This is a genomic window from Streptomyces sp. DvalAA-14, from assembly GCF_900091855.1.
Taxonomy (GTDB): Bacteria; Actinomycetota; Actinomycetes; order Streptomycetales; family Streptomycetaceae; genus Actinacidiphila.
This window is the reverse complement of the sequence record NZ_FMCH01000100.1, coordinates 1-13,419: the sequence shown is the minus strand read 5'-3', so window position 1 is coordinate 13,419 and position 13,419 is coordinate 1. Positions and strand designations below refer to the sequence as shown.

Annotated in this window: 12 protein-coding genes, 1 tRNA gene and 2 pseudogenes; 5 read left to right on the top strand and 10 right to left on the bottom strand. The window is 65.5% G+C overall.

The features are described from left to right. Nucleotides 1-746 precede the first annotated feature (746 nt). The 3 genes and pseudogenes from GA0115240_RS36055 to GA0115240_RS04825 all read right to left on the bottom strand — a co-directional run bounded on the left by GA0115240_RS36055 (nt 747) and on the right by GA0115240_RS04825 (nt 2,789). Nucleotides 747-1,109, bottom strand: coding sequence for a hypothetical protein (locus GA0115240_RS36055; RefSeq protein WP_141708728.1), 363 nt, complete (start codon nt 1,107-1,109; stop codon nt 747-749). A gap of 169 nt (nt 1,110-1,278) precedes the next feature. Next, nucleotides 1,279-2,402, bottom strand: a pseudogene (locus GA0115240_RS04830) (tyrosine-type recombinase/integrase); the annotation flags it as partial. A gap of 32 nt (nt 2,403-2,434) precedes the next feature. Then, nucleotides 2,435-2,789, bottom strand: a pseudogene (locus tag GA0115240_RS04825) (hypothetical protein). A 151-nt stretch (nt 2,790-2,940) separates the two neighbouring features. Here GA0115240_RS04825 and GA0115240_RS04820 point away from each other — a divergent pair. Both GA0115240_RS04820 and GA0115240_RS36050 read left to right on the top strand, forming a co-directional pair. Continuing rightward, the gene (locus GA0115240_RS04820) at nt 2,941-3,678 is read left to right on the top strand and encodes a GntR family transcriptional regulator (RefSeq protein ID WP_093735400.1); all 738 of its coding nucleotides are present in this window, start codon (nt 2,941-2,943) and stop codon (nt 3,676-3,678) included. A 270-nt stretch (nt 3,679-3,948) separates the two neighbouring features. Continuing rightward, nucleotides 3,949-5,346 (top strand): HEPN domain-containing protein, encoded by a 1,398-nt coding sequence (locus GA0115240_RS36050; protein ID WP_141708727.1) that lies wholly within the window; start codon nt 3,949-3,951, stop codon nt 5,344-5,346. Between the two features lie 367 nt (nt 5,347-5,713). Here GA0115240_RS36050 and GA0115240_RS04810 read toward each other — a convergent pair whose 3' ends face one another. The 4 genes from GA0115240_RS04810 to GA0115240_RS04795 all read right to left on the bottom strand — a co-directional run bounded on the left by GA0115240_RS04810 (nt 5,714) and on the right by GA0115240_RS04795 (nt 7,513). Next, on the bottom strand, nt 5,714-6,103 hold the full coding sequence (locus tag GA0115240_RS04810) for a hypothetical protein (protein WP_141708726.1): 390 nt from the start codon (nt 6,101-6,103) through the stop codon (nt 5,714-5,716). Between the two features lie 277 nt (nt 6,104-6,380). Further along, nucleotides 6,381-6,695: a hypothetical protein gene (locus GA0115240_RS04805; protein WP_093735397.1), complete on the bottom strand. Its 315-nt coding sequence runs from the start codon at nt 6,693-6,695 to the stop codon at nt 6,381-6,383. Further along, complete coding sequence (locus GA0115240_RS04800; protein WP_237554609.1) at nt 6,688-7,017, bottom strand: hypothetical protein; 330 nt, start codon at nt 7,015-7,017, stop codon at nt 6,688-6,690. The genes GA0115240_RS04805 and GA0115240_RS04800 overlap by 8 nt, the downstream gene beginning before the upstream one ends. Then, complete coding sequence (locus GA0115240_RS04795; RefSeq protein WP_237554611.1) at nt 7,007-7,513, bottom strand: bifunctional DNA primase/polymerase; 507 nt, start codon at nt 7,511-7,513, stop codon at nt 7,007-7,009. Before GA0115240_RS04795 ends, GA0115240_RS04800 begins: the two co-directional genes overlap by 11 nt. 387 nt (nt 7,514-7,900) lie before the next feature. Here GA0115240_RS04795 and GA0115240_RS04790 point away from each other — a divergent pair, with 387 nt between their 5' ends. Next, nucleotides 7,901-9,163: a hypothetical protein gene (locus GA0115240_RS04790; protein ID WP_093735396.1), complete on the top strand. Its 1,263-nt coding sequence runs from the start codon at nt 7,901-7,903 to the stop codon at nt 9,161-9,163. 559 nt (nt 9,164-9,722) lie between these two features. Here the strand turns inward: GA0115240_RS04790 and GA0115240_RS04785 are convergent. Continuing rightward, nucleotides 9,723-10,613, bottom strand: a complete 891-nt coding sequence (locus tag GA0115240_RS04785; RefSeq protein WP_237554608.1) for an aminoglycoside phosphotransferase family protein — start codon at nt 10,611-10,613, stop codon at nt 9,723-9,725. A 125-nt stretch (nt 10,614-10,738) separates the two neighbouring features. Here GA0115240_RS04785 and GA0115240_RS36645 point away from each other — a divergent pair. Then, nucleotides 10,739-10,837 (top strand) — tRNA-OTHER (locus GA0115240_RS36645). A gap of 445 nt (nt 10,838-11,282) precedes the next feature. Here GA0115240_RS36645 and GA0115240_RS04780 read toward each other — a convergent pair. Further along, entirely contained in the window at nt 11,283-11,525 is a 243-nt protein-coding gene (locus GA0115240_RS04780; protein WP_093735394.1) for a hypothetical protein, read from the bottom strand. A gap of 155 nt (nt 11,526-11,680) precedes the next feature. Then, nucleotides 11,681-12,619: an NADP-dependent oxidoreductase gene (locus GA0115240_RS04775; RefSeq protein WP_093735401.1), complete on the bottom strand. Its 939-nt coding sequence runs from the start codon at nt 12,617-12,619 to the stop codon at nt 11,681-11,683. 103 nt (nt 12,620-12,722) lie between these two features. Here GA0115240_RS04775 and GA0115240_RS04770 point away from each other — a divergent pair, with 103 nt between their 5' ends. Continuing rightward, complete coding sequence (locus GA0115240_RS04770) at nt 12,723-13,289, top strand: TetR/AcrR family transcriptional regulator (protein WP_256069544.1); 567 nt, start codon at nt 12,723-12,725, stop codon at nt 13,287-13,289. Nucleotides 13,290-13,419 lie beyond the last annotated feature (130 nt).

Genomic DNA, 13,419 nt, shown 5'->3' with positions numbered 1-13,419 from the left:
GCTGCCGCTGGCGGCCGATCATTAAACCGCCACCCACCCCGGCCAGCCCGCCCTGCACCAACTGCTGCACCATGCCCACTCCCCTCACGTCGAGGAGGCAGAACTGCCCACCACTCCCAACCGCCATCCGCACCACCCCCCGAACGGCCCAACCCACACCCGCCGCTGTCCCCATTCCGCCAGCGGAAACGAAGGTCACCCAGCGCAACCGAAAAACATGTGTTCCCGATCGCACTCCTTCACGCCCCCCAACGCCGGTCACGGCCACGGATGCCAGCACACCGGGAGGGGTACCGATACCGGGTGACCGACTTAACCTAGGCAACCTGACTGCGCCTCAGATTTCCGCTCGGAGTGGGTGACGTATTTGTGACGCAGAGCGGCTGAAGAAGCATCAGAAAATGCCCTGACCTGCGGAAATTACGGAAAGAGCTCCGGCCTCCGGAGCCGTGTGCGCAGGTTCGAATCCTGCCGGGGGCACCCTGTACTGGGTGCCAAAAGACCCCGCCATCAGCCACAACGCTGAGCGCGGGGTCTTTGTACGTGTGCCGCCGGATGCGGCCGGCGGCAGCCGTTTGCCGGTGATCACGTAATGACGACGTAATGATCTTGGCCAGCCTCAAAGGTGCTCACAGGCACGCCACCGCAGTGAACGTGACTCTGTCGACCGCCCTTGGACCGAGCAGAACTCCGCGAACGACGCCTGAAGCTGGAACCACGTGCCCGGAGGGCCACAGCCACGGCCGTCAGTCCCGATCCGTCTCAGCCCGTTCGGTGCCGTTCAGGCTTTTCGCCACGACCTGCAAGAAGTAGGCGGCAGCTCCTGGTCGGTGCTCGAACGGCCCCTCCAAACGGGCCGCGCTGATGTACACACCGACCGGAGAAGCGGGACGGTAGAGCACCACTTCGTCCGCTTCCCTCGACGGGAGTGGCGACGGAAGATGTGCCACTTCGTGTTTCGCGAGCCAACGACTGATCTCCGCAGCACGCCCAGTGCTAAGGCGTCCCCACTCGGAGTCATAGAGCTCTCGTAGCCATCCCATGGAAACGGCCGTAACCCCGTGATCAGCGTCGATCGCGGCCAGAATTTCATCACGCTGGTCTTGCATCTACCCCCCTGATCTGTGCTGGAAGGATTCTGACACCTGCAGTCGTCCTTTTGCGACACGGGGGATGGAGTCAATCAGTGACCTGCAGGCATGCCTTCCGGCAGACACACGGAATGGGAGCCCCGGATGTCTCCGAAGGTCCCATTGCATGCATGCCCGTACTTCCGGCTTACGCCGGTCCCTCGCCAAGCCCCTGCATGATCCGGTCGTTCATCTCGGCTCCCTGGCCGTCGATGCACTTCGCGTAGATCTTGAGCAGCACGTCCACCGAGTGGCCGGCGCGGGCGGCAACCTCCGGTGCGGGGACGCCCGAGTTCAGCCATTGGGAGACGCCCGCGTGCCGCAGGTCGTAAGGCCGGGCCGCCAACACCGAGGAGACCTGGCCGGGCAGGAGAGCAATCTCCCGGGCCTGCTTCCACGTCCGCGAGTACGACGACGAGGCCACCACGTTGCCGTACTCGCTCTGGAACAACCGGCCGTCCTTCGCCATGCCGAACACCTCGATGTGCTCCCGCAGCAGCCGGACGAGCGGCGGTGGGATCGGCACGATCCGGACCTCACCGGCAGCCCGTTGCTTGAGGCCGCGCCGTTCGTGCGCCTCGCCGTTGTCCGTCCACGCCTTGCCCGCGCTGGGCCGAGTCTCCGCCAGTTCGATACGGCCCCAACCCGTCGCTGGCAAAGTGCAGTCCGACCGCCGCAGGCCCAAAGCCTCGCCGGGCCGAACCGCCGCGTAGTACAGGCAGCCGAAGAACGCCCGCAGCCGTCGGCCGCTCGCCCCGGTCATAGGACCCCACGTACGTCAGGGCGATCAGCAATTCCCGAGCCTGACCAGGATTGACCACTACCCGCCGGTCGACCTCCTGTACGGCCCGCTTCCTGCGCTTCCGCCGCACCCTGCTGAGCGGATTCGACGGCAGCGCCTCCAACTCCATCGCGTACACAAGCACGTTGAACACGACCGCCCGGCGCCGCCGATACGTCTGCGTAGCCGCCGGCTTCCTGTCGAGCATCCGCCCCAGCGCGTCGATCAGTTCATGCATCCGGGCGATCTCCAGCAGCTTCGCGACCGGCAGCGACGCCTTCTCGATCTACGCAACTGCCGCCGTGATCTCCGCCGGCCGCTCCCGTTCCCGGCGCGGCGGAGGCAGTAGATACGAGCGGAGCGCCCGCCGCAACACCTCGGGCGCGGGCCGCCCGCCTTGACTTGACCAGTACCGGCACGACCCCCGCCAGCGCATCGGTCATGCTGTCGCGATGTTTGGCCGACGCCTCCGACCAGCGGTGATCGAGGTAGACGTGTCCGGCGGAGGCATCAGCTAAGCGATTCACTGGCCGGCCCCTTTGTTCGCGGCGGCGGACGAGGGCGGGGCGGAGAGCGGCCGGATCTCGGAGGCCCGGAAGGCCACGCCATGCCGCCCGTCGTTCTCCCACGGGGTGGCCACAAGGTCCCGCACCTGCACCGGCATCCCGAGCTGCACGCCGCTCGGCTCCCCAGGCACGCTCACGTTCACCACATCGGCCGATCCCATGGACATGAGGCACAGGCCGACCTGGAAGCAGTCTGGCCGGTGTCGCGGTCCACGCGGAGCTGACCGGTCTCACGGTTGGCGACGCGCGGGCGGGGGGAACCGCGCAGATGATCGCCGTGTACTTGGTGGTGCCGATCGGGAGGCTTGCCACAATTCTGAACTCCTCTGGGGTGACGGGCCGGAGGCGATCCTCCAGCCTGATTTACAACCCGTAGTACGGATTGTCAAGCGCCTTGGGATGAGGGACGCTAATTGCTTGCGTGCAAGCAAGCACGAACCGTCCACCGACCTGCGGAGCCCGCATGCCAGCCGAGAACACACAGCCCAAGTACCGGCAGATCGCCGACTACCTGCGGCGCGGCATCATGGACGGCACGTTCCCGGCCGGCCAGCCCCTCCCGTCCGAAGAAGCGTTGGCGAAGCAGTTCGGCGTGACGCGCCCCACCGTCCGCCAAGGACTAACAGAGCTGCGCGCCTCCGGCCTGGTCGAGGCCATCATGGGCCGCGGTACGTTCGCCCGCTCGCCGCATAGCCGCCCCAATGTGACGCGCCCCCGGGGCGTCCGACGAGGCAAAAACGGCAGTTTCGCCGAGGCCGACGGCATCAAGTGGGCCGAGGTCGAGGAGCCGATCGCCGTCCGCACCGACGCCCCGCTCGCCCTGGCCGACCTCCTCCGCGTCCCGCCCGGCGAACCGCTCTACACCTACGACGCGTTGCAGACCGCCGAGCCGGGGCTCCGCCAACTCCACCGCACGTACGTGCCGTTCTCCATCCTGGTGGGCACGAAGTTCGAAGAGGAAGCGCCACCGCCGGCCCCGCAGCTCTACGCGGCACTGGCCGATCTGGGCCACGAACTCCACTTCACGGAGTACCTACGCCCCCGCATGCCACTCCCCGACCAGGCCCAGGCACTCCGCCTCCCCGACGGCGTCCCGATCCTGACCATCCTCCGCGTCACCCTCAACGAGCACGACAAGCCCCTCGCTCTGGAGGAGTTCCAACTCCCCGGCGACGACCTCGAACTCGCCTACCCTCTCTGACCCACGGAGCCCCTGGCTCAAACTTTCTCTACGTCTTCAAGGCACCGCGTAGGCGCGGCACGCCCCGGCTGGCCACGGTCAAACGCAAGAGCCCGTAGAACGTAGTTAGACTCCGCCCACGTCTACACCTCAGAACGTACGCCTGGCGATGGCGCGCGGGGTCATCATGGCAGGCAGCGGGGCGCTGGGAGGGACCTCAGCACTCAATTCTGCCCTGTCCAGATTTGCAAAAGCCTCGCACCCTCAAATTCATCGGTCTACCATGAGCCCATGATACCGCCAGAGTTGCCCCTCGGAACACAAATGTGGCAAGACGTTCGCACCCCCACAATTGATGCAATCGCCAAGATCTACGAGTACAGGCGGGATCGAACTGAGCCTGCGCCGGACACCGAAGGCACCACACAGAGCGACTACAAAGCGCTATTTGGCAGATCTCCAAACAGCGCGAGCATCTATAGGGGCGAAGAACTAGGTGGCCTCAATGTTCTTTACGAAAGAGTCAAATCTTTGCCGCCGATAGCACTCAAATTCATGCTTCCGGACGATCGCGAAGAAGACGACCCAGATTTCGATAAAGTATTGCTCCATGAAGTGGCTATGATTCCCGTACTCCTGGCGAGTAGATACATAAGGGAACACCCTAATGAAGAGTCTATCAACGAAGACGACTTGCATCGACTATATCTTGGACAGGAGTCCTATCTAGTCGGCGATGATCTGAGAATGAACGTTTACGTTCCCATCCTTGGAGTCGTCATTGCGTCAGAATCAGAGGTTTTCGACAAATACTCCATCGTCGAACTGAGCAAGAAACAGCGCGCATTGCTAGCCAAAGTTTCCTTCGTATCACCTCATGATGCGCAGGAATTGGGAGCCGTGACACATGCCTTGAATTTCGAGGACGTTCCAGCCTACGCAGGAGGCTGCGGCCTCTACTTCGCCGTCGGACCGTACGAAGCCACGCTTGACCTCGTGAATCAGTTCTTTGAGGCGGCCTGTATAGATTCTCCAGGTGCTATTGGATACGCCCAGATGCTATTTGAGCCAGTCGGATGGTTCGGGGATATGGACGGTGATGGAAATACAGAATCCGTCCATCTTCTTCGAGACTACGCAACGCGCCTCGATGCACTGACATTGCATAAGGCTGAGATAGGCCCGAACGAGCTTTCAAGCACGAATTTCTACTTCGAGAGATTGAGCCACAGTCATCCTAGCCTCCGAGTGGCCGCACGCCGCCTTTCGACTGCACGAGCCCGATCCAACGACGAGGATCGCATAGTCGACCTGTGTATCGGGCTAGAAGCGTTGCTCGGTGGCGGATCGCAATCAGGCGAGATTATCCATAAAATTTCTCTCCGTGCGGCCGCGATGCTGTCCCAATCCGGATGGGGGCGCAGTGTCGAGATAATGACTGCAATGAAGGACCTTTATTCATATCGCTCCCGAGTTGTTCATGGAGTTCCCGGCCCTCATAAGAAGCAAATGCTTTACATCGATGGCACGCCAATTCATGCATCGCGCTATGCGCTGGCGGCCCTTTGCGCTGTCCTGCGCATTTCGCTGCAGGTAAACGGGTTTCATCCCGATAAGGTTGATGCCATGTTCGTCTATTCAGTGCTGGATTCAGTCGCATCTCAAATTTCCACCAATGAACAAGATTAAAAATCGCCACCTTCCGTCGTCTCCCAGCCGTGCGTACCACACGTGATCACGACTAGCGCGGTGCATCGGTATAGTCGCGCAACCAAGTCGGCGAGGGGCAATGCTGCCTTCCCCCCGCGTCGACCAAGTGGCTGGCACCACAGCAGGCTCAGACAGAGTTTCCCTCTTGGCCGGCCATCTATCGCGAGGGTGGATCTTCCCTTCGTATACCTGGAACCGCGTTGAGGCCACACGCTGCCCGCGGTGGCCACAAAACCAGCTCAAGCGAACGAATCAACGCGAGTGGAATCCATGATGGCCTGCAAAATCTGCAACTCAGCTTCCTGCAGCTTGAGTTCGGTCAATCTGAGGCCAAGACTGTTTAATGTCAATGGTTGAGAAGAGACCGCAACTCTTCCGAGCGGCGACCCTCCAGTGTCTGGTGGACAACCTGGTCGTAGCCCATTCTGCTCAGGACATTGGCGCCCAAGGTGGGGTCCTGGAGGCCGATCATGCGTCGCTCGTGAGGTTTAAGCTCCGCGCCGCGGTAGTTCAGGCTCAGGGAGCTTTTCAAGATCGCGTCGATGATCGACACCACCACTTGCAGGAAGTGGTCGTACTGCGCCGCAGTAGATTCGATCCCCAGACCCGCAAACAGCCATCCGGCGAGCAGAGGCTCCAAGTAGACGCCCCAGTCGAGCGCGCCTGTCGGCGCGTACCTTGACACGAAGTCCGCGAAGTCGTCGCGGCTCAGCTCTACGTGACCGTCTACGGCCACGACAGGCCCCTGACGAAGTGTGGACATAGTGGCCTCTCGTTGATCTCTCATAAGACGTCCGACGGGTGTACCGGTCTGTTTCACGGCGCTCTCGGAGCTTTTGCCCTGGAGCGGCTACATGCGTGCTCACGGCGCCATGTTGGGTTCCTCGAAGGCCACCTCTCGCCTTTGCCGCCCGGTCCGGGCTGCGGCGCTGGGGCGCCGGTCCCGGCCCGGCGGCAAGACCGAGGTATTCCGCCAACAGCACCAGCAGCCAGCCGTCGCGGAAGTCGGCCCATCAGCCGGCGGCAGCACCCGGCAACCCCAGCTTCGCCCGCTCCTCCTCCGCCGCCTCCACCGCCAGGCCGCCCGCGATCAGTTGCGCCAGAATCTCCACCGCCGCCAGGCGGACCGGACCCAGGTGAACGATGCCGTCGCCGAAGACATTCACGTCCGCCTTGAGACCGGGGAAGTCCGAATCCAAGCCCAGAGCGAGCAGTTCCTCGGCCAGCAGATCCGCAGCCTCCCTCGCGTGCGCCCAGCCACGTACGTAGGCGACGTCCGCTGTCAGAGACTCGGCTCGACTCGCACAGACACCACGTGCGTCAGTCATTGCCCGCCCTCCTCCTCACGTCAGCCCGTTCGGCAACCAGACCGCCGCCACCGGCTTCGAGAGCCAAGGCGTGGGAGGAGAGGGCAAGGCGGACGAGTCCGGCCAGGCGTCCGGCGGTCTCGGGCGAGACGCGGCCGAGTTCGATGAAGCCCTGTCCGAAGGCGTTGATGTCTGCCCAGAGGTAGGGGAAGTCTCGCTGCATGCCCGAGGCCGTCAGGACGTCTCGAAGTGAGGTCGCCGCGTTGCGGACGGCATACCACTCTCCGCTTGCGACCGAGGGGCCGCCCACGGGCCCGCCCTCGGGAGACTCGTCACCTGACATCGACCGTCTCCTGCCCGTACTGCTCAATCCGCGCCAGAAGCTGGCAGGAAGCGGTCAGCATCACGGCCAGCGCGACCACTTGCAGCGGGGAGCCGTGCTGCGGCCGGATCGGAGCATCCAGCCACTCGAAGCGGTCGCCGGTCAGAGACATCGGTCCGGGCACCACGACATAGGAGCCCGTGTCGAGGAAGGTGTGGCGCGGCGGGTTGTCGGTCTCCCTACCCAACGCGCGCGCGAAACGGTCACGCGATGCCCTCGGCAGGAAGAAGCCCATCCGGTCCGCCGCCCGGTCGACCATCACCGGGCCCACCGGCATTCCGCGCCGCCGCAACTGGTCGAAGGTCTCCATACCTGCCGTCTGATCGGTGGCCACGACGTCGAAGTGCCGACCGGCCGCGAGGAGGTACGGCTGCCGCGGATCATCCAGCCAGGCGGTGCGGCATACCGCTGGGTCGTCCGCCGCGCGGCTCAGCCACTCAATTCCACGCCTGGTCATCGTCTGCACGCGGCACCACCTGAGAAACACCGGCCGCGGACTGTCCGCCGCCATCTCCAGATTCGGACCCGGACCCCTGGCCTGGGCAGATGACGAGAGGTGACGGGGGATGACGTGCGGGCTCAAGTGCCGTCATCCCACGTCGCCCACGCCCCGGACCACGAGCGCAACTTTTGCCACTCCACCAAGCCTTCGAACACGTAGAGTCGATGGTCACCGCTATCAGCGTGAGCGGACCGAGGAGGCGCGGTGGGGAGCACGGTCACGGGGAGCGGCACTCCGGTCAGTACGGCCCGCAGACAACGCGGTTGGGGACAATTGCGGCTCGTCAACGAGCTGCGGCGAGCTGCCCAGAACCGAGGCCAATCCCTACCGACCGATGCCAGCGTGAAGCGGCGCATCGCGAGTTGGGAGAATGGGCACAGCCAGCCGGACGAGTTCTATGGCCTTTTGCTCTGCGAAGCCCTCGAACTCACCCCCGCCGAACTGGGACTGCACCACGCCGGCCCCGGGCAGGACGCACAGGTCCTGGAGACGCGCTACCCGCCCAGCCCCGACGCCGCCATTGCCAATGTCGACCAACTCTGGCGGGCCGACCTTCACGGCTACGAGCCGCTGCTCCTCTCCGAGCCCTCCGAACCAGCCTGGAGCGACGCCTCCTTACGCTGGCTCGTCGCCCCGGAGCCGGTGCCGCTCCCCGGGGTCAGGGCATCAGGAAACCGGGTCGGCTTGGCCGACGTTGCCATGGTGAAGTCCACGAGCGACACGTTCGCGATGCTGGACGACCGCTTCGGCGGTGAACACGCTCGGCAGTCGGTCATCCAGTACCTGAGCAGGGACGTAGCGCCGCTGCTCAGCGGCCAATACACCGAAGGTGTCGGACGGGCGCTCTTCTCGACCGTCGCCGAGGCAACGCTCCTGGCCGCGTGGATGTCGTACGACGCCTGCCATCACGGACTCGCGCAGCGGTACTTCCTCCAGGCGCTCCGCTTCGCGCAGGACGGCAACGATCGCCGACTCGCGGGCAGCATCCTCTCCGCGATGAGCCACCAGGCCACTTTTCTGGGCCATTACACGCAGGCCGCGACCCTCGCGCGGGCCGCGCGGATGGGTATCTCCGGGGTGGCGACGCCAACGTTGATGGCCCAGTTCCACGCGATGGAGGCCCGAGCGCTCGCCCGTACCGGCGACAAGCGCGCGTGCGAACTGGCCCTGGCAGAAGCGGCCCGCTTCCTGGACCGCCGCAACTCTTGCGATGAACCCGAGTGGATCACCTACTTTGACGAAGCCGAACTCGCTGCCGAGTCCGCCCACTGCTTCCGCGACGTGAGCAACGCCCGCCAGGCCGTCGAGCACGCAGGCAATGCGATGAGCGGCAGCCACATCCGATCAGACTTCTTCGTCACGATGGTGCTGGCCGATGCCCACCTTCGGGCCGGCGACGTCGAGGGAGCGTGCCGGGTGGCCCTGGATGCGCTCGACCTGGGAGAGCAACTTCGGTCGGCGCGATGCGTTCAGTACCTGGCCGACTTCCGACAAGCTCTCAGCGCTCACGCGGGGAACCGGGTGGTGCGCGATCTTGCGGAACAGGCCGAAGGCCAACGTATATGGGAAGCGTCAGCGCGCCAGTTGGCCCGGAGCGGTAAATGATTGCCGCCACTCACCTTCTTACCGCCGGGGGCGTGCTGCTCGGTGCCCTGCTCAGCGTGGGAACGGCTGCTCTGTCGGACCGTGTACGAGCGAGGAGGGAGCGGAACGACCGTTGGAATGTCGCGCGTTTTGAGGCGTACCGCGCGTTCATGAACGCCATGCATAGGCAGGTGGGCGCCGCGCGTGCTCTGGGGACGACAAAGGGGTTGCTGGAGGGGCCTCCGCCTGTCGATGAGGAGACCGGAGTACGAGAAATATCTGAGTCGGACCGGGAACTTGATCTCGCTCACGAGATAGTTCAACTACTGGGGAACGAGCGTACTGGCGCCGCTGCCCACGTATGGCGATTCGCGGTCTGGCAGCTCAGCGACTACGCCCGTGGCCTCATCCCGGCGGGACCCGACGAGTGGGCCGTGGCCTACACCGAGTATCGGCGGGCCCGTGACGAGTTCCAGGCTGCCGTACGGCTCGACCTCGGCATTTCGGGCCCCGGATTCCAGAGACTGACCGCTCGCCATTGGACTCCTCCGGGGAGCACACCGCCCCCGCCCAACAGTCCCTAGAAAGGTCGCCAGTCACGCCGGTCGCCGCCGGTACGTATCGCTTCCACGCGCCGGGCAAACTCAGAGGCCGCCTTGGGTTCCGCTGCCGCCTTGCCGCCCATCCAGAGCGTCATCATCAGCTCGCGCACGTCAGCGAGGACCGGATAGCCCGGCCAGTTCATCAGGTCGAAGCCGTAGTGGTGAACGAAGGATTCGTACTGTTCGCGTGAGTGCCAGCCGTAACGGTCGTAGTAGATCGCGGTCAGGATCAGGTCCCACTCACGCGGGGCGAGCGCGAAGCCGTCCAGGTCGATGAGGACTGCCTGCCCGGACCGGTCGCGCAGCACATTGCCGATGTTGGCGTCGCCGTGGATCATCCCGAACGGCAGCACGAAGTCGAGACGGCCGTACTCCTTCTCCAGCCTCTCGGCCCGCTCCCGCAGGAAGGCCACGTCAGACGCTGCCGCGCCGTCGAGGCGCTGGAGCGAGGCCCGTAGCTTCACGAAGGGCTCGAAGTACGGCAGCCCCAACGACTCCGGCTCCTCCAGCCAATGCAGCCGCTTCAGCAGGTCCGCCAACTCCGGGAGCGTGGCGTACTCCTCATCGTCCTGGACACTCTCCCAGAAGGTGACGACGCGCCCGCCGACGACGAGCGGCTGAGCAACGCCCGGCAGCACGCGATTCGCAGGGAACCGCTCCTCCTCCAGCCAGCGGGCCACCCGGACCGCGCGTTCCATCTCGGCCAGCACGTCCCGGGCCGCCGTTATCCGCACGATGACCGGTCGGCCGGCCAACTCGTACACGGCATTGGACCCGAGCCTCAGCAACCGGGCCTCCGCCGCATCTAGCCCCGCCCCCGCGCACGCTTCCCGCAGAACCGCGAGGGTTGTCTCCGCAGTGAAGGCCATAGCCCCGCCACCTGCCCTGTCATCGTCCGAGACACCACTCGCCATGCAACCGACCATACGGGTCAACCTCCCTGCCCGGCAGGCGGTTCACGTCGTAGGGGCGTAATGATCAAGCTGTGCGACGGGCCCGCCCGGGGCGTCCGGCCAGTTCAGCACACCACACAGCGCAACGGCCTCCCTGGCCTCCGGAGCCGTGTGCGCAGGTTCGAATCCTGCCGGGGGCACTCCGAAAACAAGGCTCTGACCAGCAGAAATACTGGTCAGAGCCTTTCTTGCACCCGCCACAACGCACACGGTCTTCTGACCGTTGCTCATTTCGAGCCAAGAGCACCAGCGCAATGACGGATACACTCCGGGCATTGGCTATTTCCGCTGCTCAGGAAGCCGCTCATGGAGTAGTGGCCGCCTCTGGCTCTCGTCGGAAGCACGCCGCAGGCCAGATTCGCCTGGCGCCTGTTCTCCTTGCGCGTTTCGTTGTGACCAGGGCAGATCCGGAAAACGCACACGGTCCCGGCTGTCTTTGCACTTCTTCACGTTGGGTGGCGCGAGCCGAGGTGCGGAGGGTTGGCGGCCACGGCGGATGACGACCGGCGCGGCGCCCAACTTGGAGAACAGCCCCGGAGGCCACCTGGCCGGCGTTCGCGGGCGGGGGTGCGCATGAGGCACTGGTCAGCCGATTCCGGTGACGGACAGCGCGGTCGTCCAGTTGTTCTTGATGGCGGTGCGGGCTGCGGACAAGGTGATGGTGCCCTTGCAGACGGCGTTCTTCAGCTTGGTCTCGACGCCGTCCTTGGTGGTGGCGGTCTTGGTGCCGGAGTAGGGCTCGGGCCACAGGTTGCCGGGGTCGCGCCGGGAGCCACCGAGTTCGAGGGGGATGTCGTGGTTCTCTTCGTAGGAGCCGCGAGGTGGCACCCGGGAAGGCAACCCGGAGGCGTGACGCTTCCGCGAACGCTTCCCGACGGTCCTGCGGGCACACCGCACTCATGGCAACGGCCTTCGCTTGATCCCGTACCTCTGTGACGGAGCACAGTAGGCGAAGGCCGCCCTCCCGTTCGGTCGGTCGCGGTCTAACTGGTATGGGTCATGTCGAGGACGATCTTTCCCCGGCGGGGCGGTCGCGCGGCTGTCTCGTGTGCCTGCGCTGCCTGATGGGCCGGGTAGGTGTCCCGGACTGGAACACGGAAGCGGCCCCGGTCGGCGAGTGCCGCGGCTGACGCGAGCCCGTGGACGCCGTCGGGCTGGCCGCCGAAGCGGCCCATGGACAGCCGAACTCCGTACGTGGATGCCCCGAAGTCAGCCAGAGTGACGACGCTGTCCGCGGTGCCGACCAGTTCGATCAGTTCAGTCAGCGACCCGGCCCCCGCGACGTCGAGTGCCCGGTCGACCGGAGCGGCGGTCAGCGCGCGGATCCGGACGGGCAGACCGCGCCCGTAGTCCACGGGTTCAACCCCCAGCTCCCTGAGGAACTGGTGGCTGTCGGGGCGTGCGGTGCCGATCACGCGGGCGCCGCGTGCCACCGCAAGCTGCACGACAATACTGCCGACGCCGCCGGCCGCACCGTCGACCAGCAGTGTCGTGCCGTCCTGGATGTCGAGCAGGTCGAGGGCGCGGGTCGCGGTCTCGATGCCGGTGCCCGCCGCACCGGCTTCGGCCCACGTCATGCCGTGTGGTTTGTGCGTCCAGAAGTCCAGGACCGCGTACTGCGCGCTCGCCCCGCCCAGTCGCGCCACGTCGACCGCGCCGAAGACCTCCTCGCCGACGGCGTAGTCCGTTACCTCGGCGCCGATCTCGTCGATCACTCCGGCAGCATCGACGCCGGGAATGTGCGGCAGGTCGAGGTTCTTGCTCGCGGGGGACGAGCCTTCGCGCAGTGCGAGATCGACGGGTGAGACCGCCGTGGCTTTGACGGCGATGCGGACCTGGTGAGGGCCGGGATGAGGCTCGGGCGCGGCACCCAGGGTCAGGACCTCGGGCGGGCCGAACCGCTCGAACTGCACAGCAAACATGATCACCTCTCCTACCCGGAGTCTCCGGGCGCTTGAATGAGGTGAACATCATTCCGGAGCGTCTGCTCCACTCCAGGGGAAGATGAGAGGGACGAGGAGAAAAGTGACTCGGAAAGCCAGGGCCGACGCGGCCGACAACCATGAACACATCATCGCGACCGCCCGCGAGGCTTTCGCCGCGGAGGGCGTGGGCCTTCCCATGCGCGAGATCGCGCGGCGTGCCGGTCTGGGCATCGCGACGTTGTACCGGCACTTCCCGACCCGCACGGACTTGATCAGCGCGGCCCTTGCCGGGCATGTGGCGGCCTGCCGGGCTGACACGCAGGCCGCACTGGCGGAGCCGGACGCCTGGACCGCGCTCAGCGGAGCCATCCGCCAGTTCGCGGAACACCAGATCCGGGCCCCCGGCCTCAGTGAGGCCCTGCTGGGCTCACACGCGGCAGGCGACGCGTTCCGCAACGACCGGCGGGCCCACGCCGCAGCACTGGAACAACTCGTCGCCCGCGCACACCAGCAGCGGGTCCTGCGGCGAGGGACCTCCGTCACAGACGTCCGCGTCGGCCTGATGGCGATCTCCTCGCTGCGCCCCACCCAGGCCAATCGACGGCCCGCTGCGATCCGCACCTTGCTGGGTCTGCTTCTGGCGGGACTGCACTCGCCCGATCACTGAACTGCCGAGGGCTCAGGCCCCCCCGCTCCCGCCCGCCCCACCCAATGATCCCGCGCATAGGCGACAGCGAACGCGCACCAGGTCAGCTCCGACGGACCCCGCGACCCGTAAGGCCCCGGGCCGGACGGAG